Annotated in this window: 21 protein-coding genes; 1 reads left to right on the top strand and 20 read right to left on the bottom strand. The window is 71.6% G+C overall.

The genetic code is table 11. The features are described from left to right. Positions 1-4: 4 nt before the first annotated feature. Together OG802_RS06020 and pyrR are read right to left on the bottom strand one after the other, a co-directional pair. Positions 5-985: an aspartate carbamoyltransferase catalytic subunit gene (locus OG802_RS06020; protein ID WP_329407894.1), complete on the bottom strand. Its 981-nt coding sequence runs from the start codon at positions 983-985 to the stop codon at positions 5-7. 105 nt (positions 986-1,090) lie between these two features. Continuing rightward, complete coding sequence (gene pyrR, locus OG802_RS06025; RefSeq protein ID WP_329407895.1) at positions 1,091-1,681, bottom strand: bifunctional pyr operon transcriptional regulator/uracil phosphoribosyltransferase PyrR; 591 nt, start codon at positions 1,679-1,681, stop codon at positions 1,091-1,093. Between the two features lie 240 nt (positions 1,682-1,921). Between pyrR and bldD the strand changes: the two genes are divergently transcribed. Beyond that, entirely contained in the window at positions 1,922-2,422 is a 501-nt protein-coding gene (bldD, locus tag OG802_RS06030) for a transcriptional regulator BldD (RefSeq protein WP_030785871.1), read from the top strand. 219 nt (positions 2,423-2,641) lie between these two features. On the opposite strand, the gene nusB is transcribed toward bldD, so the two are convergent. The 18 genes from nusB to OG802_RS06120 form a co-directional block, all read right to left on the bottom strand. Next, entirely contained in the window at positions 2,642-3,070 is a 429-nt protein-coding gene (gene nusB, locus OG802_RS06035) for a transcription antitermination factor NusB (RefSeq protein WP_329407896.1), read from the bottom strand. A 2-nt stretch (positions 3,071-3,072) separates the two neighbouring features. Then, positions 3,073-3,639 (bottom strand): elongation factor P, encoded by a 567-nt coding sequence (efp, locus tag OG802_RS06040; RefSeq protein WP_020117452.1) that lies wholly within the window; start codon positions 3,637-3,639, stop codon positions 3,073-3,075. A 51-nt stretch (positions 3,640-3,690) separates the two neighbouring features. Further along, positions 3,691-4,797, bottom strand: a complete 1,107-nt coding sequence (locus OG802_RS06045; protein WP_329407898.1) for an aminopeptidase P family protein — start codon at positions 4,795-4,797, stop codon at positions 3,691-3,693. Positions 4,798-4,942: 145 nt separating this feature from the next. Beyond that, entirely contained in the window at positions 4,943-5,836 is an 894-nt protein-coding gene (locus OG802_RS06050; protein ID WP_329407900.1) for a Pro-rich N-terminal domain-containing protein, read from the bottom strand. Positions 5,837-6,064: 228 nt separating this feature from the next. Beyond that, positions 6,065-7,159 carry a 3-dehydroquinate synthase gene (gene aroB / locus OG802_RS06055; RefSeq protein ID WP_329407901.1) on the bottom strand — a complete coding sequence of 365 codons (1,095 nt, stop codon included), beginning with the start codon at positions 7,157-7,159 and terminating at the stop codon, positions 6,065-6,067. Continuing rightward, complete coding sequence (locus tag OG802_RS06060) at positions 7,156-7,671, bottom strand: shikimate kinase (protein WP_329407903.1); 516 nt, start codon at positions 7,669-7,671, stop codon at positions 7,156-7,158. The genes aroB and OG802_RS06060 overlap by 4 nt, the downstream gene beginning before the upstream one ends. Further along, the gene (aroC, locus tag OG802_RS06065) at positions 7,668-8,852 is read right to left on the bottom strand and encodes a chorismate synthase (RefSeq protein ID WP_329407905.1); all 1,185 of its coding nucleotides are present in this window, start codon (positions 8,850-8,852) and stop codon (positions 7,668-7,670) included. The genes OG802_RS06060 and aroC overlap by 4 nt, the downstream gene beginning before the upstream one ends. A gap of 172 nt (positions 8,853-9,024) precedes the next feature. Then, the gene (locus OG802_RS06070; RefSeq protein WP_329407907.1) at positions 9,025-9,882 is read right to left on the bottom strand and encodes a shikimate dehydrogenase; all 858 of its coding nucleotides are present in this window, start codon (positions 9,880-9,882) and stop codon (positions 9,025-9,027) included. Next, a complete protein-coding gene (mltG, locus tag OG802_RS06075) occupies positions 9,863-11,659 on the bottom strand; it encodes an endolytic transglycosylase MltG (protein WP_329407909.1) in 1,797 nt (598 codons plus the stop codon). Before mltG ends, OG802_RS06070 begins: the two co-directional genes overlap by 20 nt. Positions 11,660-11,782: 123 nt before the next feature. Then, positions 11,783-12,247: a Holliday junction resolvase RuvX gene (gene ruvX, locus OG802_RS06080; protein ID WP_329416960.1), complete on the bottom strand. Its 465-nt coding sequence runs from the start codon at positions 12,245-12,247 to the stop codon at positions 11,783-11,785. 8 nt (positions 12,248-12,255) lie between these two features. Further along, positions 12,256-14,928, bottom strand: coding sequence for an alanine--tRNA ligase (alaS, locus tag OG802_RS06085; RefSeq protein WP_329407911.1), 2,673 nt, complete (start codon positions 14,926-14,928; stop codon positions 12,256-12,258). After that, positions 14,928-15,299 (bottom strand): hypothetical protein, encoded by a 372-nt coding sequence (locus OG802_RS06090; RefSeq protein ID WP_329407912.1) that lies wholly within the window; start codon positions 15,297-15,299, stop codon positions 14,928-14,930. Before OG802_RS06090 ends, alaS begins: the two co-directional genes overlap by 1 nt. A 9-nt stretch (positions 15,300-15,308) precedes the next feature. Further along, a complete protein-coding gene (locus OG802_RS06095; RefSeq protein WP_329407914.1) occupies positions 15,309-15,749 on the bottom strand; it encodes a DUF948 domain-containing protein in 441 nt (146 codons plus the stop codon). A 197-nt stretch (positions 15,750-15,946) separates the two neighbouring features. Next, positions 15,947-16,561: a 30S ribosomal protein S4 gene (gene rpsD, locus OG802_RS06100; RefSeq protein ID WP_329407917.1), complete on the bottom strand. Its 615-nt coding sequence runs from the start codon at positions 16,559-16,561 to the stop codon at positions 15,947-15,949. 298 nt (positions 16,562-16,859) lie between these two features. Then, positions 16,860-18,215, bottom strand: a complete 1,356-nt coding sequence (locus OG802_RS06105; protein WP_329407919.1) for a replication-associated recombination protein A — start codon at positions 18,213-18,215, stop codon at positions 16,860-16,862. Positions 18,216-18,268: 53 nt separating this feature from the next. Beyond that, positions 18,269-18,928, bottom strand: coding sequence for a vitamin K epoxide reductase family protein (locus OG802_RS06110; RefSeq protein ID WP_329407921.1), 660 nt, complete (start codon positions 18,926-18,928; stop codon positions 18,269-18,271). Between the two features lie 212 nt (positions 18,929-19,140). Further along, positions 19,141-20,403 (bottom strand): histidine--tRNA ligase, encoded by a 1,263-nt coding sequence (gene hisS, locus OG802_RS06115; protein ID WP_329407923.1) that lies wholly within the window; start codon positions 20,401-20,403, stop codon positions 19,141-19,143. A gap of 13 nt (positions 20,404-20,416) precedes the next feature. Then, positions 20,417-21,133 carry an MBL fold metallo-hydrolase gene (locus tag OG802_RS06120; RefSeq protein ID WP_329407925.1) on the bottom strand — a complete coding sequence of 239 codons (717 nt, stop codon included), beginning with the start codon at positions 21,131-21,133 and terminating at the stop codon, positions 20,417-20,419. Positions 21,134-21,207: the final 74 nt, after the last annotated feature.

A 21,207-nucleotide genomic window follows, 5' to 3' on the forward strand; every position in this document is an offset into this window, starting at 1 on the left:
GTTCTTACTTCTCCTCGGTGGAGCGGGCGTGGCTGACGGCGGGTTCGTTGCCGCCCAGAAGCAGGTAGAGGACGGCCATCCGGATGGACACGCCGTTGGCGACCTGTTCGACGACGGTGCAGCGGTCGGAGTCGGCGACCTCGGCGGTGATCTCCATGCCGCGCACCATCGGGCCGGGGTGCATCACGATCGCGTGCTCGGGCATCCGCGCCATCCGCTCGCCGTCGAGGCCGTAGCGGCGCGAGTACTCGCGCTCGGTCGGGAAGAACGCGGCGTTCATCCGCTCGCGCTGCACGCGCAGCATCATCACGGCGTCGGACTTGGGCAGCGTGCTGTCGAGGTCGTAGGAGACCGCGCAGGGCCAGCTCTCGATGCCGACCGGGACCAGGGTGGGCGGGGCGACGAGGGTGACCTCGGCGCCGAGGGTGTGCAGCAGGTCGACGTTGGAGCGGGCGACCCGGCTGTGCAGGACGTCGCCGACGATCGTGATGCGCCTGCCGGAGAGGTCCTGGCCGATCCCGGCGTCCCGGCCGACCAGCCTGCGGCGCATGGTGAAGGCGTCCAGGAGGGCCTGGGTGGGGTGCTGGTGGGTGCCGTCGCCGGCGTTGACGACGACGGCGTCGATCCAGCCCGAGGTGGCCAGCCGGTAGGGCGCCCCGGAGGCGCCGTGCCGGATGACGACGGCGTCGACGCCCATGGCCTCCAGCGTCTGGGCGGTGTCCTTCAGGGACTCGCCCTTGGACACGCTCGACCCCTTGGCGGAGAAGTTGATCACGTCCGCGGACAGCCGCTTCTCGGCGGCCTCGAAGGAGATGCGCGTGCGCGTGGAGTCCTCGAAGAAGAGGTTGACGATCGTGCGGCCGCGCAGGGTCGGCAGTTTCTTGATGGGCCGGTCGGCCACCCGGGCCATCTCCTCGGCGGTGTCGAGGATCAGGACGGCGTCGTCGCGGGTGAGGTCGGCGGCCGAGATGAGATGACGCTGCATCTGTCAGGCTCCGTAAGGCAGTTCAGGATTCGGGAGGTTCCGGGCAGGCGGAGGCGCGCCGAAGGGGCGTACGTGAGCACGGCGGCGGCGTACGCGATCCGTCTGCTACTGGGTCTGCTGGAAGCCGAGCAGGACGGTGTCGCGTCCGTCCTCCTCGGCGAGCTGGACCTTGACCGTCTCCCGCAGCGACGTGGGGAGGTTCTTGCCGACGTAGTCGGCGCGGATGGGCAGTTCGCGGTGGCCGCGGTCGACCAGGACCGCGAGCTGCACCGCGCGCGGGCGCCCGAGGTCGTTCAGGGCGTCGAGGGCGGCGCGGATGGTGCGGCCGGAGAAGAGCACGTCGTCGACGAGGACGACCAGTCTGCCGTCGAGGCCGTCGCCGGGGATCTCGGTGCGGGCCAGCGCGCGCGGGGGGTGCATGCGCAGGTCGTCGCGGTACATGGTGATGTCGAGGGAGCCGACGGGGACCTTGCGGTCGGTGATCTGCTCCAGCTTGGCGCCGAGCCGCCGGGCGAGAAACACGCCGCGGGTCGGGATGCCGAGGAGCACCACGTCGTCGGCGCCCTTGGCGCGTTCGACGATCTCGTGGGCGATGCGGGTCAGCACGCGCACGATGTCGGGGCCCTCGAGGACGGGCCGCGCGTCGGCCTGCCGGGGGTCGTGCTCGATGTCCTGCTCGATGGCACGCTTGTCCATACGAAACGGACCTCCTTCTCCGCCTCACGGGACGGACCTTAAAGGACGTCGGATTTGCGCCATCCACGGTAGCAGGCCGGGAGGGCGGCGCCGTCACCCCCTTGGCCTAATCGGTCGGCACTACCACGGAAGAGTCGGTGTGGACCATTCGGCTTGACGCGGGAGAATCACGCTGCGTAACCTCACAGTGAGTTACCAGCACGCGGCTCGTGCCGCGTCGACCCAGTGCCGGGGAGCTATATGTCCAGCGAATACGCCAAGCAGCTCGGGGCCAAGCTCCGTGCGATCCGCACCCAGCAGGGCCTTTCCCTCCACGGTGTCGAGGAGAAGTCCCAGGGACGCTGGAAGGCGGTCGTGGTCGGTTCGTACGAGCGCGGCGACCGCGCCGTGACCGTGCAGCGCCTTGCCGAGCTGGCGGACTTCTACGGCGTTCCCGTGCAGGAACTGCTGCCGGGCACCACCCCGGGCGGGGCGGCCGAGCCCCCGCCGAAGCTGGTCCTCGACCTGGAGCGACTGGCCCATGTGCCGGTCGAGAAGGCGGGCCCGCTCCAGCGCTACGCGGCCACCATCCAGTCGCAGCGCGGCGACTACAACGGCAAGGTGCTGTCGATCCGCCAGGACGACCTGCGCACCCTCGCCGTCATCTACGACCAGTCGCCCTCGGTCCTGACCGAGCAGCTGATCAGCTGGGGCGTCCTGGACGCGGACGCGCGCCGCGCCGTCTCCCACGAGGAGAACTAGCCGCCTCGCGGCTGAGCAGAAACGTACCCTCGCCGTGGCCGGAACCCGACGGTTCCGGCCACGTCCGCGCAAGGCGTGAACATGCCGGAGGGCCCACAGCGTGCGCTGTGGGCCCTCCGGCATGTTCACGCCCCCGAGGGACGCGGGGCGCCGCCACGAGCCGCTGACGGCCCGCAGACCGCCTGTGACGGCCCGCGGCGTCCCGGCCCGCCCGGCGGGCTATTCGCGCCGCAGGGACGGCTTGAGCTCCTTGAGGCGGCCGAGCAGGCCGTTGACGAACGAGGGCGACTCGTCCGTCGAGAACTCCTTCGCCAGCTGCACCATCTCGTCGAGGACGACGGCGTCCGGGGTCTCGTCGGCCCAGATCAGCTCGTAGGCGCCGAGTCGCAGGATGTTGCGGTCGACGACCGGCATCCGGTCCAGCGTCCAGCCGACCGAGTACTGCGAGATCAGGTCGTCGATGCGCCGCGCGTGCTGCGCGTAGCCCTCGACCAGCTGCATCGTGAACTCGCTCACCGGCGGCTGCCGGGTGTCGGCCCGGGAGAGCCGGACCCAGTCCGCGAGGACCGTCAGGACGTCGGCTCCGCGCTGGTCGCCCTCGAAGAGGATCTGGAAGGCGCGCTTGCGGGCCGTGTTGCGGGCAGCCACGGTTAGCTGTTCACCCGGCCGAGGTAGTCGCTGGTGCGGGTGTCGACCTTGATCTTCTCACCGGTGGTGATGAAGAGCGGGACCTGGATCTGGTGACCGGTCTCCAGGGTGGCGGGCTTGGTGCCGCCGGTGGAGCGGTCGCCCTGCAGGCCCGGCTCGGTCTCCTGCACCACGAGCTCGACGGCGGCCGGCAGCTCGACGAAGAGCACCTCGCCCTCGTGCTGCGCGACGGTGGCCGTGAAGCCCTCGATCAGGAAGTTGGCGGCGTCGCCGACGGCCTTGCGGTCGACCATGAGCTGGTCGTAGGTCTCCATGTCCATGAAGACGAAGTACTCGCCGTCCATGTAGGAGAACTGCATGTCGCGCTTGTCGACAGTGGCCGTCTCGACCTTGACGCCGGCGTTGAAGGTCTTGTCGACCACCTTGCCGGACAGCACGTTCTTGAGCTTGGTGCGCACGAAGGCCGGGCCCTTGCCGGGCTTGACGTGCTGGAACTCGACGACGGACCAGAGCTGGCCGCCTTCGAGCTTGAGCACCAGGCCGTTCTTGAGGTCGTTCGTGGAAGCCACGGTTGCGGAATCTCCTGGACTGACGTGGACGACCCCGGGGCACGCACCTGCCTAGAGGGCGAGCAGCTCCTTGGTCGTGATGGTGAGTAGCTCGGGTCCGCCGTCCGCCTCGGGGCGCACGACGAGCGTGTCATCGATCCGGACGCCGCCCCGACCCGGTAGGTGGACCCCGGGTTCGACGGTGACCGGCACGCAAGCGTCCAGTTTACCCATGGCCGCGGGAGTCAACTGCGGGTCCTCCTCGATTTCCAGTCCGACACCGTGCCCGACGAACGCCGGGAGACCCTCGCAGTGCCCCGCCGACGCCAGCACCTGGCGTGCCGCACGGTCCACGTCACGGCAGGCCACACCGGGTGCCAGGGCCTCCCGTCCGGCACGCTGGGCGGCGAAGACCAGGTCGTACAGCTCGATCTGCCAGTCGGCCGGAGACGTGCCGATCACGAACGTGCGGCCGATCTCGCAGCGGTAGCCGCGGTAGGCCGCCCCCAGGCAGACGGACAGGAAGTCGCCCTCCTCGACCCGCCGGTCCGTCGGCCGGTGCCCGCGGCGGCCGGAGTTCGGGCCGGTGCCCACGGACGTGGGGAAGGCCGGGCCGTCCGCGCCGTGGTCGACGAGACGCCGCTCCAGTTCGAGGGCGAGATGGCGTTCGGTCCGTCCGACCAGGATGGACTCCAGCAGCTCTCCCAGGGCCTGGTCGGCGATCTCCGCGCCGATCCGCAGGCAGGAGATCTCCTCCTCGTCCTTGACCACCCTCGCCTGCTCCACCGCGCCGCCGAGGTCGGCCAGGCGCAGCCCGGGCGCGACGGAGCGGATCTCGCGGTGCCGGGACACCGTGAGGTGGTGCTCCTCGATGGCGAGGGAGTCGTCGCCCCCGGCCGCCAGGAGACCGGCGGCGGCGACCGCGGGATCGCCGTCGGCGTGCGGCAGGCAGTGGACGCGCAGGGCGTCGTCCGGCCGGGCGTCGCCGGGACGTTCGTCGAGCGGTCCGGAGCAGACCAGGAGATCCTCGCGTCCGCCCAGCAGCAGGACGGAGCCGTTCGGGGCGGCGCCCGCGAGATACCTCACGTTGGCGGGACGGGAGATCAGCGCCGCCGCGGTGCCGGCCGCGTGGCAACGTTCCCTCAGGCGGTTTCGGCGGGACTCGTGCACCTCTGACATGACACGAGCGTAGGAGCGCCGACCGGATCGCGCCGGTTGGGAAGGCGTTCGGGGGACGCGACGCCCCGGGCGCGCGCACCGCTCCCGTCCGGCGCCGGACCTCCGGGCCGTCGTCAGCGGCCGCGCCGCTGCCCCGCCGCGCCGGTCACCACTTGGGCGGGCTGGCGATCGCCCGCGCCAGCACGTCGTCCAGCACCCTGGCCGTGGTGGGGACGTCGAGCTGGGAGTTGTCGATGATGGGCAGGCCGGAGCCGTACCAGCCGGCCATGCGGCCGTGGATGCGGGCGACCTCCTCGTCGGTGAGGCGGCGGTTGCCGGCGCGCTCGGCGTTGCGCTCCAGGACGACCTCCAGACCGGGCAGCAGGACGACGGGCAGCAGGCCCGGCCCCACATGGCGTTTCCAGCCGCCGAGGCCCACGGCCGGGCGGTCGGGGAAGATCGCGTCGTCCAGGATGCACGAGATGCCGTTGGCCAGGAAGTTGCGGGCGGCGAAGCCGCAGGTGCGGCGGGCCAGCCGGTACTGGGCCTCGGAGTGCTCGTTCCATCCCGACTGCGGGTCGGCGAAGCCCGAGCGGACCCATTCGCGCACGTCGTCGAGGCTGACGTGGGCGGTGGGCACCCGGCGGTGCTCGGCCCAGAACTTGGCGACGCTGGTCTTCCCCGCGCCCGCGGGGCCGATCAGCAGCACCGCGAGCGTGGTGCCCGCCGGGTCGGGGACCGTGGCGGCGGGCGGCGCGCTGGGCATGGGGACGGGCGCGCCGGGCGGCAGCGGGACGTGCCCGGTGGCGTCCGGGCCCTGCGGGGCCGGGGCGTGCTGGGGGGCCGGGGCGTGCTGGGGCGCGGGCGGCGGCGCCGACGGGACCGGCGGCTGGGGCGCGGGCGGGACGGGGCCCGCGGGGGCGCCGAGGTGACCCGGCTGGTGCGGGGCGCCGCCCGGCTGGTGCGGGCCCGGGTGGTGCGCGGCCGGCGACCAGCCGGCGGCCGGACCGTGCCCCGGCTGGTGGGGCGGCGGCAGCGGAGAACCCACTGCGTGCTGCATCCGGTGCCACTCCGTCTCGTACAGGCAATGGGCGCTGGCTGTGGGGGCGGACCCCCGTTCGGACCACAGCCTAAAGGGCGTGGGAGGTGGACCCGTCCGAACGGTGTCGCCCTCGGCTGTCGTTTCGTGAACGGCCGGGGGCGGTCCGAAGTGCCCGGTGCGGACGGCGAATCGGGCGGAAGGGCCGCAAGGCCGCCCGGGCGGTCCCGCGCGGGCGTCCGGCGGGTCCTACTCGCCCACCTCGCCGTAGGCGGCGAGCAGGACGGCCGGGTCGGGGCCCTCGAGGACGGTCGGCTTGGCCAGGCCGTCCAGGACGATGAAGCGCAGCAGGTCGCCGCGGGACTTCTTGTCGACCTTCATGTTCTCCAGCAGCTTGGGCCACTGGTCGTGGCGGTAGTGCAGCGGGAGGCCCACCGACTCCAGGACCGTGCGGTGCCGGTCCGCCGTCGCGTCGTCCAGCCGGCCCGCGAGGCGGCCCAGTTCGGCGGCGAAGTGCATGCCGACGGAGACGGCCGCGCCGTGCCGCCACTTGTAGCGCTCGTTCTTCTCGATGGCGTGCGCCAGGGTGTGGCCGTAGTTGAGGATCTCCCGCCGCCCGGACTCCTTGAGGTCGGACGACACGACGTCCGCCTTGACCCTGATGGACCGCTCGATCAGCTCGGAGGTGTGCGGGCCCTGCGGGGTGCGGGCCGCCTCCGGGTCGGACTCGATGAGGTCGAGGATCACCGGGTCGGCGATGAAGCCGGCCTTGATGATCTCGGCGAGCCCCGAGACGTAGTCGTTGACCGGGAGCGAGTCCAGCGCGGCGAGGTCGCAGAGGACCCCGGCCGGCGGGTGGAAGGAGCCGACGAGGTTCTTGCCCTCGGCGGTGTTGATGCCGGTCTTGCCGCCGACGGCCGCGTCGACCATGGCGAGCACGGTCGTCGGGACGGCGATCCAGCGCACCCCGCGCAGCCAGGTCGCGGCGACGAATCCGGCCAGGTCGGTGGTCGCGCCGCCGCCGACGCCCACGACGACGTCCGTGCGGGTGAAGCCGGACTGGCCGAGCGCCTTCCAGCAGTACGCGGCGACCTCGGCGGTCTTGGCCTCCTCCGCGTTGGGCACCTGGATGGCCACGGCCTCGAAGCCCTGCTCGGCCAGGTCGGCGCGGAGCGCGTCCCCGGTCTCGGCGAGCGCCTCGGGGTGGATCACGGCGACCCGCTTGACGCGGTCGCCGATCAGCGCGCCGAGCTCGCCCAGCAGCCGGCGGCCGACCAGCACCTCGTAGGGCTCCGTCCCCGCGCTGCCGCCGATCCGGATCCGCGTCACGGATTCGCTGCTCATGCTTCCTTCAACTCCAGTGCGTCCAGGGCTGCTCGGGTGACCTCTTCGGGGGTGCGGCCGTCCGTGGCGACGACCGCGGTGGCGACGCCCTCGTACAGATGGCGGCGGGCCTCCATCAACTCGCGCCACTGCTTGCGCGGATTGACGGCGAGCAGCGGGCGGGCCGCGTTCAGGCCGGTCCGCTTGACGGCCTCCTCCACGTCCATGGCCAGGTAGAGCACGCACTGCCCGGCCAGCAGGCCGCGCGTGTCCGGGTCCAGGATCGCGCCGCCGCCCAGCGCCAGGACGCCGTCGTGCTCGGTGAGGGCACGCCGCACGGCCCGCTTCTCCATCGCGCGGAAGGCGTCCTCGCCCTCGTCGACGAAGATCTCCGCGATGGCGCGGCCCGCGTCGGCGACGATGTCGTCGTCGGTGTCGCGGTAGGCGACGCCGAGCCGCTCGGCGAGCAGTTGGCCGACGGTCGACTTGCCGACGCCCATGGGGCCGACCAGGACGACCCGGGGCCCGCTCATCGGATGTGCAGGTTGTCGAGGTACGAGCGCACGTTGCGGCGGGTCTCGGCGACGCTGTCGCCGCCGAACTTCTCCGCCACCGCGTCCGCCAGCACCAGTGCCACCATCGCCTCGGCGACGATCCCGGCGGCCGGGACCGCGCACACGTCGGAGCGCTGGTGGTGGGCCTGGGTCGCCTCGCCGGTGGCGACGTCGACGGTCTGCAGGGCCCGCGGCACGGTCGCGATCGGCTTCATCGCGGCGCGCACGCGCAGCAGCTCGCCGGTGGTCAGCCCGCCCTCGGTGCCGCCGGAGCGGCCGGAGGCGCGCCTGATCCCGTCGCCCGTGGCGAGGATCTCGTCGTGCGCCTTGGAGCCGGGCACGCGCGCGAGGTCGAAGCCGTCGCCGACCTCGACGCCCTTGATCGCCTGGATGCCCATCAGCGCGGCGGCCAGCCGGGCGTCCAGCCGGCGGTCCCAGTGCACGTGCGAGCCGAGCCCGACGGGGACGCCGTAGGCCAGCACCTCGACGACGCCGCCGAGGGTGTCGCCGTCCTTGTGGGCCTGGTCGATCTCCGCGACCATCGCCTTCGACGCGTCGGCGTCCAGGCAGCGGACCGGGTCGGCGTCCAGCTTCTCGACGTCGGCCGGGGTCGGCACGACGCCGTAGGGCGCCTTGGCCCCGGCCAGCTCCACGACGTGGGAGACGATCTCGACGCCGGCCGTCTCCTTCAGGTACGACCGGGCGACCGCGCCCAGTGCGACCCGGGCTGCCGTCTCCCGCGCGGAGGCGCGCTCCAGGATCGGCCGGGCCTCGTCGAAGCCGTACTTCTGCATGCCGGCGAGGTCGGCGTGGCCGGGGCGCGGGCGGGTGAGCGGGGCGTTGCGGGCGAGGCCGGCGAGGATCTCCGGGTCGACCGGGTCGGCCGCCATGACCTGTTCCCACTTGGGCCACTCGGTGTTGCCCACCATGACGGCGACGGGAGAGCCCATGGTCAGACCGTGGCGGACACCGCCGAGGAAGGTGATCTCGTCGCGCTCGAACTTCATCCGCGCACCGCGTCCATAGCCGAGCCGCCGCCGCGCGAGGTGGTCGGCGACCATCTCGGTGGTGATCGGCACGCCGGCGGGAAGGCCCTCCAGCGTCGCGACAAGTGCGGGACCGTGGGATTCCCCCGCGGTCAGCCAACGCAGCCTGCTCAACGATGCTCCTCAGTGCTCGCGCCCTGGTACTGCTCTGCGCACGCGTGTCCTTCGCGTACGTCGTCGGCGTGACCGGGTGCGCGGCCCTGGCCCGCCACCCCCGATCCTCCCACGTCCGGGCCGCGACGCCGGTCGCCGGTCCAGCAAGCGGACGCGGGGGCGCGCGGGACGGCTACGGGCGGTGCGGCGCGCCGCGGGCGGCCAGGGCCCGCTCGCCCGCCCTGCGCATGGCCTCCACCGGGGCCGGGGTCCGGCCGGTCATCCGCTCCACCTGGAGCACCGCCTGGTGCACCAGCAGGTCGAGGCCGCTGACCACGGCGCCGCCGGCCATGGACCAGCGTGCGGCCAGCTCGGTCGGCCAGGGGTCGTAGAGCACGTCGAAGAGGGCGGCGGGGCGCTCCGGCACCGAGGCGGCGAGGGCGTCCGTGGCGCCCGCCGGGGTGGTGGCGACGACCAGCGGGAAGCGCAGCGCGTCGGTGGCGTCCGCCCAGTCGGCGATCACGACCTCGGCGTCGAGCCGCTCGCCCCACTGCCGCATCTCGGCGGCGCGGGCCTCGCTGCGGACGTAGGCGACGATCCGGCCGGCGCAGACCCGGGTGAGGGCGGCCAGCGCGGAGGACGCGGTGGCGCCGGCGCCGAGGATCGCGGCCGACTCGACCTGTTCGATGCCGCGTTCGCGCAGGGCGGCGACCATGCCGGGGATGTCGGTGTTGTCGCCGAGGCGGCGGCCGTCCCCGGCGAACACGAGGGTGTTGACGGCCTCGACGGAGGCGGCGGTCTCGCTGATCTCGTCGAGCAGCGGGATGACCGCGCGCTTGAGCGGCATGGTCAGCGACAGACCGGCCCATTCGGCGCCCAGCCCGTCGAGGAAGGCGGGCAGGGCCTCCTCGTCGACGTCGAAGCGGTCGTACGTCCACTCCGTGAGGTCCAGCGCCTCGTACGCGGCGCGGTGCAGCACCGGGGAGAGGGAGTGGGCGATGGGGCTGCCGAGCACGGCGGCCCGGCGGGCGTCAGTTGCCCGAGCTGGCATCGAACTTTTCCTTGAGTCGCTTGAACTCGGCGTAGGTCTTGGCGAATTCGGTGTTGCTCTTGCCGTCGGTGGCGACGAAGTAGATCCAGCCGGCCGAGGTCGGGTTGAGCGTGGCCTTCAGCGCGTCCTCACCGGGGTTGCCGATCGGGCCGGGCGGCAGGCCCTTGTTGGTGTAGGTGTTGTACGGGTCCTTGTTCTTGTTGATCTCGGACTCGCTGATGTGGATCTTGCTCTCGCCCTTCAGGTAGTTGAAGGTCGAGTCGAACTGGAGCAGCTGGTTGGTCTGGTCGTTGGTGGGCTTGAGCCGGTTGTAGACGACCTCCGCCATCTTGCGGTAGTCGTCGTGCGTCTTGCCCTCGGCCTGGACCAGGCTGGCGACCGTGACGACCTGGAGCGGGCTGTCCAGCTTGAGTGCCTTGGCCTTGGCCGCGAAGTCGTACGCGCCGTAGACGTCGTTGGCGTGGTCGACCATGGCCTTGAGGACGGTCTCCGGCTTCATGCCCTTGGCCGCGTCGTAGGTGCCCGGGAAGAGGAAGCCCTCCAGCGGGTCCTTGATGTCCTCGTTGTCACCGGCCCACTCGGGCAGCCCGAGCGACGCGTGCTTGCTCTCCGCGACCTTCCGGGTCGTGCCGGGGGCGAGGCCGAGTTTCGCGTCGATGCCGCGGTAGACCGCTACGTTGCGCTGCCCCGGCGTCACCAGCACGTTGGCCTGGCTCTTGGGGTCGAGCATCATCGCGACGGCGCTCTTCGCCGACATCTGCTTCTTCAGGATGTAGGCGCCCGCCTGGATCTTCCCCCCGTCGGGGTTGCTCGTGCACGCGGACACGAAGGCGTCGACGCTCTTGACGACGCCGGCCTCCTTCAGCAGACGGCCGATGTCCGCGCCGCCCGATCCCTTGGGCACCTGCACGCTCACCGTCTGGGCGGTGCCCGCGCCCGCGAAGTCGGGAGCCGCGCTGTAACGATTCTTGTAGTAGTGGTACCCGACATAGCCGACGCCGCCGAGGCCGCCGGCGAACACCAGGACGACGACCAGACAGGCGCAGCCGTTGCGGCTCTTCTTCTTGCCCTTGGCGCTCTTCGCGCCGCCGGCGCCCTTGCCGCCCCGGCCGCGGCGCTTCCCGCGGTCCGGTTCCTCGTCCTCGTCGGCCTCGTCGTCGTCGCCCGCGAAGAACGCGTGCTCACCCTGGTCGGGTCCCGGGTCCCAGTCGGTGTTCTGCCCCGCTCCGGCCTCCGGGGCCGCCTCGGGCTCCGGTTCGCGCTCGGGTTCGGGACGCCGGCGGGCGGGCGGCTCCGGCGGCGGATACGCGTCCTGGGTGCCGTAGAAGTCCGGCTGCTGCGCGCCGTAGGCGGCGGCCTGCTGGCCGTAGGGGTCGCCGGGGTCGGCCGCGTAGGGGACGTGGGCGTGCGTGCCCGTCCCGTCCCAGCCGCCCTCCTGGTATCCCTCGTGGTAACCGTGCTGCTGGTTCTGCTGGGCGTACTGCTGCTGTCCCTGGCCGGGGTACTGCTGCTGGCCGTAGCCCTGGTACTGCGGGTCGTACGGGGCCTGTTGCCCGTCGTACTGCTGCCCCTGACCCTGGCTCCAGTCTCCGTACTCGCCCTGCTGGGGATGCTGCTGCTGCGGGTGCTGCTGCTGCGGGTAGTGGTGCTGCTGCTGGCCGCCGTAGGCAGGCTGATGACCCGTGGGGGCCTGCTGCCCCTCCCATCCGCCGTCCCCGTACAACGGGTCCTCCGGATGCCACGGTTCGGAGCCTGGGCCCCGGCCATACTCAGTCATCGATCCCCTAGAGCCGCGAGGCGGCGATCACTCGGCTGTCGCGGGCCCGTCACCGTGCCGCCTCTCTCTGTGCGGCGGCTGTTCGAACACCACCACATCGCGCGGAACGTTACCGTATCGCGATCAGACGACCACTTCGACGCCCTCGCCGGGCGCCTCGCCTGACACTCGTTCGGATTCCAGCGCCTGCTGCAGGATGATCACAGCCGCTGCCTGGTCGATCACCGAACGGCCCTTCTTGGCCTTCACGCCCGAGGCGCGCAGTCCCTGAGCGGCCGTCACGGTCGTCATCCTCTCGTCGACCAGACGTACGGATACGGGAGCGATCCCGTTCGCCAGTTCCTGTGCGAATCCGCGCACCTTCACCGCGGCGGGCCCCTCGCCCCCCTTGAGGGAGCGAGGGAGGCCGACGACGACCTCGATCGGCTCGTACTCCTCGACCAGCTGCTTCAGCCGGCGGTGGGCGGCCGGAACGTCCCGGCCGGGGACCGTCTCCACCGGAGTGGCGAGGATCCCGTCGGGGTCGCACGAGGCGACCCCGATCCGGGCGTCCCCGACGTCGATCGCGAGCCGCCGGCCCCTGCGCATCGGACGGCTCACTTGGCCGATTCCGCCACGAGCCGCTCGACCGCGTCCACGGCGTCGCCGACGGCGGCCGCGTTCTGGCCGCCGCCCTGGGCGACGTCCGGCTTGCCGCCACCGCCCCCGCCGAGCGTCTTGGCGGCCGTGCGGACCAGCTCGCCGGCCTTCAGACCACGCTCGCGGGCGGCCTCGTTGGTGGCGATGACCGTCAGCGGCTTGCCGTTGTTGACCGTGAAGAGGGCCACCACGGCTGCCCGGCCGCCCTGGATGCGGCCGCGTACGTCGAGGACCAGCCTGCGCAGGTCGTCCGGCGTGGTGCCGTCCGGGACCTGCCCGGTGACGACGGCGACGCCGTGGACGTCCTTGGCGGAGTCCACGAGACCCGCGGCGGCCTGAAGCACCTTCTCCGCGCGGAACTTCTCGATCTCCTTCTCGGCGTCCTTGAGCTTGCCGAGCATGGCGGAGACCTTCTCCGGAAGCTCCTCGGGGCGGCCCTTGACCAGCTCCTGGAGCTGGGCGACGACCGTGTGCTCGCGGGCGAGGAAGTGGTAGGCGTCGACGCCGACGAGGGCCTCGATCCGGCGCACGCCGGAACCGATGGACGACTCGCCCAGCAGCTTCACCAGGCCCAGCTGGGCGGTGTTGTGCACATGCGTGCCGCCGCACAGCTCCTTGGAGAAGTCGCCGATGGTGACGACGCGGACGCGCTCGCCGTACTTCTCGCCGAACTCGGCGATGGCGCCCTGCTTCTTGGCCTCGTCGATGCCCATGACCTCGGCCTGGACGTCGAGTTCGCGGGCGAGCACCTCGTTGATCTTCTGCTCGACGTCGGTCATCACGGCCGTCGGCACGGCGGCCGGGGAGCCGAAGTCGAAGCGGAAGCGGCCGGGCTGGTTCTCGGAACCGGCCTGGGCGGCCGAGGGGCCGAGGGCGTCGCGCAGCGCCTGGTGGGTGAGGTGGGTGGCGGAGTGGGCGCGGGCGATGGCCGTGCGCCGGCGCCGGTCGATCGAGGCGTGGGCCTTGGAACCGACCGTGACCTCGCCGACCTGGACGACGCCCTTGTGGACGTACACGCCGGGCACCGGCTTCTGGGTGTCGCGGATCTCGACGATCGCGCCGGTGTCCACCCGGATCCGGCCGGTGTCGCCGATCTGGCCGCCGCCCTCGGCGTAGAACGGGGTGCGGTCGAGGACGATCTCGATCTCGTCGCCCTCGGAGGCGGCGGGCGAGGAGGCGCCGTCGACGAGGATGCCGACGATCGTGGACTCGCCCTCGGTGTCGGAGTAGCCGATGAACTCGGTGGCCCCGGCCTGGTCGGCGATCTCGCGGTAGGCGCCCACGCCGGCGTGGCCGGTCTTCTTGGCCTGGGCGTCGGCCTTGGCCTTGTCCCGCTGCTCCTTCATCAGGCGGCGGAAGCCGTCCTCGTCCACGGAGAGGCCCTGTTCGGCGGCCATCTCCAGGGTGAGGTCGATCGGGAAGCCCCAGGTGTCGTGCAGCAGGAAGGCCTTGTCGCCGGCGAGGACCGCGCCGCCGGACTGCTTCGTCTCGCTGATGGCCGTGTCGAGGATGTTCGTGCCGGCCTTCAGCGTCTTGAGGAAGGCGGCCTCCTCGGCGAGGGCCACGGTCTCGATGCGCTGCCGGTCGGTGACCAGCTCCGGGTACTGCTGCCCCATCATCTCGATGACGGTGTCGATGAGGTCCTTGACGACCGGGCCGGTGGCGCCCAGGAGGCGCATGTTGCGGATGGCGCGGCGCATGATGCGGCGCAGCACGTAACCGCGGCCCTCGTTGCCGGGGGTGACGCCGTCGCCGATGAGCATCACGGACGTGCGCATGTGGTCGGTGACCACGCGCAGCGAGACGTCCGAGTCGTGGGCCTCGCCGTAGGCGACGCCGGTCAGCTCGGTGGCCTTCCTGATGACGGCCATGGAGGTGTCGATCTCGTACATGTTCTGCACGCCCTGCAGAATCATGGCGAGGCGCTCCAGGCCGAGGCCCGTGTCGATGTTCTTGCTCGGCAGCTCGCCGAGGATCTCGAAGTTGTCCTTGCCGATGCCCTCGCCGCGCTCGTACTGCATGAAGACGAGGTTCCAGATCTCCACGTACCGCTCGTCGTTGACGGCGGGGCCGCCCTCGACGCCGAACTCGGGGCCGCGGTCGTAGTTGATCTCGGAACAGGGGCCGCAGGGTCCGGGGACGCCCATGGACCAGTAGTTGTCCTTCATGCCGAGGCGCTGGATGCGCTCCCTGGGCACGCCGACGACCTCGTGCCAGATGCGCTCGGCCTCGTCGTCGTCCTTGTAGACGGTGATCCAGAGCCGCTCCGGGTCCAGGCCGTAACCGCCCTTGTCCTGGGCGCTGGTGAGCAGCTCCCAGGCGTACTCGATGGCGCCTTGCTTGAAGTAGTCGCCGAAGGAGAAGTTGCCGCACATCTGGAAGAACGTGCCGTGGCGGGTGGTCTTGCCGACCTCTTCGATGTCCGGCGTGCGCACGCACTTCTGCACGCTGGTGGCGCGCGCCCACGGCGGCTTGACCTCGCCGAGGAAGTACGGCTTGAAGGGGACCATGCCGGCGGGGACGAGGAGCAGAGTCGGGTCGTCCGCGATGAGCGACGCCGAAGGGACGACGGTGTGCCCGCGCTCCTCGTAGAAGCTCAGCCAGCGGCGGCGAATCTCGGCCGACTCCATCAGTGGTCCTCATTCCGGTTGTACGGGTTCTTCTGCTGCGAGTACGTCGTGTCGTCGAGGCGGCCGGAGCGCCCGGACGGGCCGCGGCCGTTCTCGATGGCGGGGTGTCGCCTGGGTGCGGGGAGCGCGGGGTCCTCGTGGATCCCGAGCGCCTCCCCCAGTTCGGCCTCGCGCTGGGCCATGTTGTCGCGGACGTCGAGCGCGAAGCCGACCGCCCGGTCCTTGAGGCGGGCTCCCGTCTCGAGCGCCTTGTTCGCCGCGGTGGCGGCGAGGCTCTCGGGGGTCAGCTGCCTCAGCTTGCGGTTGACCTTGGTGGTGGCCCAGACACCGGCGGCGACGCCCGTGCTGAACCAGAAGGTGCGGCGGAACATCGCTGGCTCTCAGTCCCTCTTTCCACGGGGCTTGCGCTTCTCCCGCCGGGAGACCGTGCGGCCCACGATCACGGTACGCCGGGGGTCCCCGGCGGGCATGCCGTCCTTGCGGCCGCCGAGGGCCCGCCGCACGCCGTAGCCGAAGGCGGCGACCTTCACCAGGGGGCCGCCGAAGGTGGAGGCGACGGTGGTGGAGAGCGCCGAGGCGTTCGACGTGACTTCCTGGACGTCGGTGGCGATCGCGTCGACCCGGTCGATCTGGGTCTGCGCGGAGCGCACCGCCGCGGAGGCGTCGGCGAGCAGCGGGACGGCCTGTTCGGTCACGTCCGCGACGAGCCTGGTCGTCGCTCTGAGCGTCTGGGCCAGCCTCGCCAGCGCGACGGCGAGGAAGGACACCAGGATCGCCCAGAACACGGCCACCAGGATGCCGGCCACCTCTCCACCGGACACTGCGCACCCGCTCCCTGTGCTGACGGACAGCTGTCTCTGCAGCTCCTCTGGAGGCGAGCCTATCGCGCCGACGCGGCCGTTCCGTACCGGATTAGGGGTGCGCGAAGACCCGCCGCCCCGCCCGCTCCGAAGGGCGGGGGGACGACGGGCCGGGGCGCGGAAGTCCTACGACGGCCGCGGGCCGATCCGGGAGGGGATCAGCGGGCGTAGTACTCGACGACGAGCTGCTCGTCGCAGATCACCGGGATCTCCTTGCGGTTCGGCTCGCGGTCCAGGCGGAAGGCCAGGGCGCCGAGGTTCACCTGGAGGTAGCGCGGGGTCTCGCCGTCGGGGGCGAAGCCACCGGCGCGGGCGACCTCGAAGAGCGTCTTGCCGCGGCTGCGCTCGCGGACCATCACGACGTCGTCGGGACGGACGCGGAAGGAGGGCTTGTCGACCTTCTGGCCGTTGACCTCGATGTGGCCGTGGACGACCATCTGGCGGGCCTGGTAGATCGTGCGGGCGATGCCCGACCGCAGGACCAGCGCGTCGAGACGGCGCTCGAGCTCGATGATCAGGGCCTCACCGGTCTTGCCCTGGACCTTGGAGGCACGCTCGTAGGCGCGGACGAGCTGGCGCTCGGACACGTCGTACTGCGCGCGCAGACGCTGCTTCTCGAGCAGACGGACCTTGTAGTCCGAGTTCTGCTTGCGGCCACGGCCGTGCTCGCCCGGCGGGTAGGGGCGGGCCTCGAAGTACTTGACGGCCTTCGGGGTGAGCGCGATGCCGAGGGCACGCGACTTCTTGACCTTGGGGCGGGGCTGGTTCGCCACTGTCTCTCATTTCCTGGTTCGGCTTGTCAGGGTGGAGGGAGGTCGCAATCCGCAGCCGGGGAAACCCGTCGGGTCCGCATGGGACCTGTCGGGCAGCCGCTCCCCTGGTCTGGGCACATACGTGCAGCACGCGAGTGGCCCACCGACCGTTTCCGGGAATCCGGGTGGTGGTGGGCTGCCCGCGACACCTTCGACGGTGCGCGACGCTCCTTGGAGCCGGTCCGAAGACCGGTGCTCCGGCTGACTGTCCCGTTCTGACTGCACGGGACCCAGCGCTTCGGGCGAGTCTACAGGGTGCTCAGGACCCCTTGCGACCGAGGCGCTGCCGGGTCCATTCGACGGCGTCCGCGTAGCGGGCCTCGGCTCCGTGCCGGGTGGGCGTGTAGTACTCCCGGCCGTGGACCGCGTCCGGCGCGTACTGCTGGGCGGCGATGCCCTCCGGCAGGTCGTGCGGGTACACGTACCCCTGTGCGTGGCCCAGCTTGGCGGCGCCCTTGTAGTGCCCGTCGCGCAGGTGCGGCGGGACGGGCCCGGCCAGGCCCTTGCGGACGTCCTCCAGGGCGGCGCCGACCGCCGTGGTCGCGGCGTTGGACTTGGGGGCCAGGGCGAGCGCGATGGTGGCGTGGCTGAGCGTGAGGGCGGCCTCGGGGAAGCCGATCATCGCGACGGCCTGGGCGGCGGCCACCGCGATCGGCAGGGCCTGGGGATCGGCGAGGCCGATGTCCTCGCTGGCGGAGATCATCAGGCGGCGGGCGATGAAGCGCGGGTCCTCGCCGGCCTCGATCATGCGGGCCAGGTAGTGCAGGGCGGCGTCCACGTCGGAGCCCCGGATGGACTTGATCAGGGCGCTGGCGACGTCGTAGTGCTGGTCGCCGTCGCGGTCGTACTTCACCGCGGCCCGGTCGACGGTCTGTTCCAGCGTCTGGAGGCTGATCCGCGTCTCGTCCTGGTCGAGGGCGGCGCCGGCGGCGGCCTCCAGGGCGGTCAGGGCGCGCCGGGCGTCGCCGCCGGCGATGCGCAGGAGGTGCGCCTCGGTCTCCTCGGGGAGGGTGACGGCGCCCTTGAGGCCGCGGTCGTCGGCCAGGGCGCGCCGGACGAGGCCGCGCAGGTCGTCGTCCGTGAGGGGTTCGAGGGTCAGCAGGAGGGAGCGGGACAGCAGCGGGGAGATGACCGAGAAGTAGGGGTTCTCGGTGGTCGCCGCGATCAGCGTCACCCAGCGGTTCTCCACGGCCGGGAGGAGGGAGTCCTGCTGGGCCTTGCTGAAGCGGTGGATCTCGTCGAGGAAGAGGACGGTCTCCTTGCCGAAGCCGCCGATGGCGCGGCGCGCGCCGTCGATGACCGCGCGGACCTCCTTGACCCCGGCGGTGATGGCCGACAGTTCGACGAACCGCTTGTCGGTGGCCTTGGACACGACGTAGGCCAGGGTGGTCTTCCCGGTGCCCGGCGGCCCCCAGAGGATCACGGAGGAGGGCCCGGCCGGGCCCTTGGCGCCGTCGCCGACCAGACGGCGCAGCGGTGAGCCGGGTTTCAGCAGGTGCTGCTGGCCCACCACCTCGTCGAGGGTGCGCGGGCGCATCCGGACCGCCAGGGGGCTCCCGGCGGGGTCCTTCTCCTGGCGGTCTTCCGCTGCGGCGGTGAACAGGTCGGGCTCCACACGTCGGAGCCTACGTCAGGGGTACGACACTCCCGCCGGGTGCGGCGACGGGCTCAGGCCCAGAGGTCGGCGCCCCAGCGGGTGAGGACCAGCATGGCGATGATGCCGACGTGGGTGGCCGGCAGGACCCAGGTGAACTCGCCGAAGAACCGCTTGAGCCCGTCCGGCGCGGGCAGGAAGCCGTTGCGCACGTTGGACGAGGTGACGTACCAGAACATGGTGATCGTCGCGACCCAGGCCAGCGAGCACCACAGGCACAGGGCGTTGATGTTGTACAGCGACTGGTACTGGAGCCACGTGACGAAGCCCACGCCGAACAGCGTGCCGGCGTTGAAGGTCAGCCAGTACCAGCGGGGGAAGCGGGCGCCGGCCAGCAGGCTCATGGCCACGCAGACGACGATGCCGTACGTGACCAGGCCGAGCATCGGGTTCGGGAACCCGAAGACGGCGGCCTGCTTGCTCTCCATGACGCTGCCGCAGCTGATGATCGGGCTGATGCTGCAACTCGGCGTGTAGCTCCTGCCCTCGACCTTGGCCTCGAGGATCTTGAACTTGTCGAGCGTGATGACCCAGGCGGCGAGCACACCGGCAGCGCCGGTGATCAGCAGCAGGATCGCCAACGCACGGCTGCCGCCCACGGTCCGTGGCTCCGGCGCGGCGACGCGTCCGGGCTCGGATTCCGTGGAGACGTCTTTGACTGTCGTCTTGCTCATCACGCCGATTCCGTCACTTGAGAGGGACCATCTTCGGGCAGGGGACATTGTGCCGCACCGGACCGTGTCTCCACCGTTCGGCGGACATAAGGAAGTACGCACGGCGGGCCCCGAGCGTTCGGTTTCGGCCGATGGGCGAAGCGGACCGGCACACACGAACGAAGGGTGCCGGACCACCCGGCCCGGCACCCCCCGGACACCCGGACGGGGGACTAACCGAGCCTCGACTCCAGCTCGGCCACGATCTCGTTCACGCCGACCGCCCGCTGCTCGCCGGACTCCATGTCCTTGAGCTGGACGACGCCCTCGGCGAGGTCGCGTTCGCCGGCGACGACCGTGTAGCGGGCGCCGCTGCGGTTGGCGCTCTTCATGGCGCCCTTGAGCCCCTTGGCGCCGTAGGAGAAGTCGGCCGCGACGCCGAGCTTGCGCAGCTCGGTGACCTTGGCGAAGAGCAGCCGGCGGGCCTCCTCGCCGAGCGGCACGGCGAACACCGAGGTGGTGGCGGGCAGTTCCAGCGCCACGCCCTCCGCCTCCAGCGCCAGCACCGTGCGGTCGACGCCCAGCGCCCAGCCCACCGACGGCAGCGCGGGGCCGCCGATCATCTCGGAGAGCCCGTCGTAGCGGCCGCCGCCGCCCACCGCGGACTGCGAGCCCAGCCCGTCGTGGACGAACTCGAAGGTCGTCCGGGTGTAGTAGTCGAGGCCGCGGACCAGTTTCGGGTCGTCCTCGAAGCCCACGCCGGCCGCCGTGATCAGCTCGCGGACCTCCTCGTGGTACGCCTTGCAGGCGTCGCAGAGGTAGTCGCGCAGCAGGGGCGCGTCCCCGAGCTGCTTCTGGACCGACTCGCGCTTGTCGTCCAGGACCCGCAGCGGGTTGATCTCCGCGCGGCGCAGCGTGTCCTCGTCGAGGTCCAGGCTCCGCAGGAAGTTCTGCAGCGCCTCCCGGTACACCGGGCGGCACTCCTTGTCGCCGAGGCTGTTGAGCAGGATGCGGAAGTTCCTCAGGCCCAGCGAGCGGTAGGCCTGGTCCGCCAGGATGATCAGCTCGGCGTCCAGCGCCGGGTCCTCGGCTCCGATGGCCTCGGCGCCGACCTGGGAGAAGTGGCGGTAACGGCCCTTCTGGGGGCGCTCGTAGCGGTAGTACGAGCCGGAGTACCAGAGCTTGACCGGCAGGTTGCCCGTCTTGTGCAGGTTGGCCTCCAGCGCGGCGCGCAGCACGGACGCCGTGCCCTCGGGGCGCAGGGCGAGGCGGTCGCCGCCCTTGGTCTCGAAGGCGTACATCTCCTTCGTCACGATGTCGGTCGACTCGCCGACGCCGCGCGCGAAGAGCTCCACGTTCTCGAAGCCGGGCGTCTCGATGTAGCCGTAGCCGGAGTTGCGCAGCGGGGCGGCGATGGCCTCGCGGACGGCGAGGTACTTGGCGCTGTCCGGCGGGATCAGGTCGTACGTGCCCTTGGGGGCCTGGAAGGTGCTCACGGAAGGTCTCTCGTCACATTCCTCGTCGGGGAGGGGTGTGCGAACCCGCTCCCTGGCCGTCGGCCGCCACCTGCCGCAGATACGGGTTGGCGGCGCGCTCCTGGCCGATGGTCGTCTGGGGGCCGTGGCCGGACAGCACCACGGTCGAGTCGTCGAGCGGCAGGCACACGCGGGCCAGCGAGTCGAGCATCTCGGCCATGTCACCGCCGGGCAGGTCGGTGCGTCCGACGGAGCCGGCGAACAGCAGGTCCCCGGAGAACAAGACCGGCGGGACGTCGGCCGTCTCGGGCATCTGGAAGGTCACCGACCCCTTGGTATGGCCCGGGGCGTGCGCGACGGAGAAGTCCAGACCGGCCAGCGCCAGCCTCGTGCCGTCGGTGAGCTCGCGGACGTCGTCCGGCTCCCCCACCGTCAGCTCGCCCATGAGCGGCATCCCGATGGACCGGCCCAGGGCCTTCTCCGGGTCGCTCATCATGTACCGGTCCTCGGGGTGGATCCAGGCGGGCACGTCGTGCGCGCCGCAGACCGGGACGACCGAGGCCACATGGTCGATGTGGCCGTGGGTGAGGACGACGGCGACGGGCTTGAGCCGGTGCTTGCGCACCGCTTCGCCGACTCCGGGGGCGGCCTGGTGGCCCGGGTCGATGATCACGCACTCCTCACCGGCGGCGGGGGCGACGAGGTAACAGTTCGTCCCCCAGGCCCCGGCGGGGAACCCGGCAATGAGCACGATCGTCCTTCGTTTGTGTCGATACGCGTGGGCTTCTGGCGGCTGCGCCAGTGGTCAGAGCCTACCGGCGCTGC

The sequence above is a fragment of the Streptomyces sp. NBC_00704 genome (assembly GCF_036226605.1).
Classification (GTDB): domain Bacteria; phylum Actinomycetota; class Actinomycetes; order Streptomycetales; family Streptomycetaceae; genus Streptomyces.

Bases quoted from the DNA above. Each gene is read 5' to 3' on its own strand.
- OG802_RS06020 (WP_329407894.1), bottom strand. From the start codon at position 985: ATGCAGCGTCATCTCATCTCGGCCGCCGACCTCACCCGCGACGACGCC.
- pyrR (WP_329407895.1), bottom strand. From the start codon at position 1,681: ATGGACAAGCGTGCCATCGAGCAGGACATCGAGCACGACCCCCGGCAG.
- bldD (WP_030785871.1), top strand. From the start codon at position 1,922: ATGTCCAGCGAATACGCCAAGCAGCTCGGGGCCAAGCTCCGTGCGATC.
- OG802_RS06045 (WP_329407898.1), bottom strand. From the start codon at position 4,797: ATGTCAGAGGTGCACGAGTCCCGCCGAAACCGCCTGAGGGAACGTTGC.
- OG802_RS06050 (WP_329407900.1), bottom strand. From the start codon at position 5,836: ATGCAGCACGCAGTGGGTTCTCCGCTGCCGCCGCCCCACCAGCCGGGG.
- aroB (WP_329407901.1), bottom strand. From the start codon at position 7,159: ATGAGCAGCGAATCCGTGACGCGGATCCGGATCGGCGGCAGCGCGGGG.
- OG802_RS06060 (WP_329407903.1), bottom strand. From the start codon at position 7,671: ATGAGCGGGCCCCGGGTCGTCCTGGTCGGCCCCATGGGCGTCGGCAAG.
- OG802_RS06070 (WP_329407907.1), bottom strand. From the start codon at position 9,882: ATGCCAGCTCGGGCAACTGACGCCCGCCGGGCCGCCGTGCTCGGCAGC.
- mltG (WP_329407909.1), bottom strand. From the start codon at position 11,659: ATGACTGAGTATGGCCGGGGCCCAGGCTCCGAACCGTGGCATCCGGAG.
- ruvX (WP_329416960.1), bottom strand. From the start codon at position 12,247: ATGCGCAGGGGCCGGCGGCTCGCGATCGACGTCGGGGACGCCCGGATC.
- alaS (WP_329407911.1), bottom strand. From the start codon at position 14,928: ATGGAGTCGGCCGAGATTCGCCGCCGCTGGCTGAGCTTCTACGAGGAG.
- OG802_RS06090 (WP_329407912.1), bottom strand. From the start codon at position 15,299: ATGTTCCGCCGCACCTTCTGGTTCAGCACGGGCGTCGCCGCCGGTGTC.
- OG802_RS06110 (WP_329407921.1), bottom strand. From the start codon at position 18,928: ATGAGCAAGACGACAGTCAAAGACGTCTCCACGGAATCCGAGCCCGGA.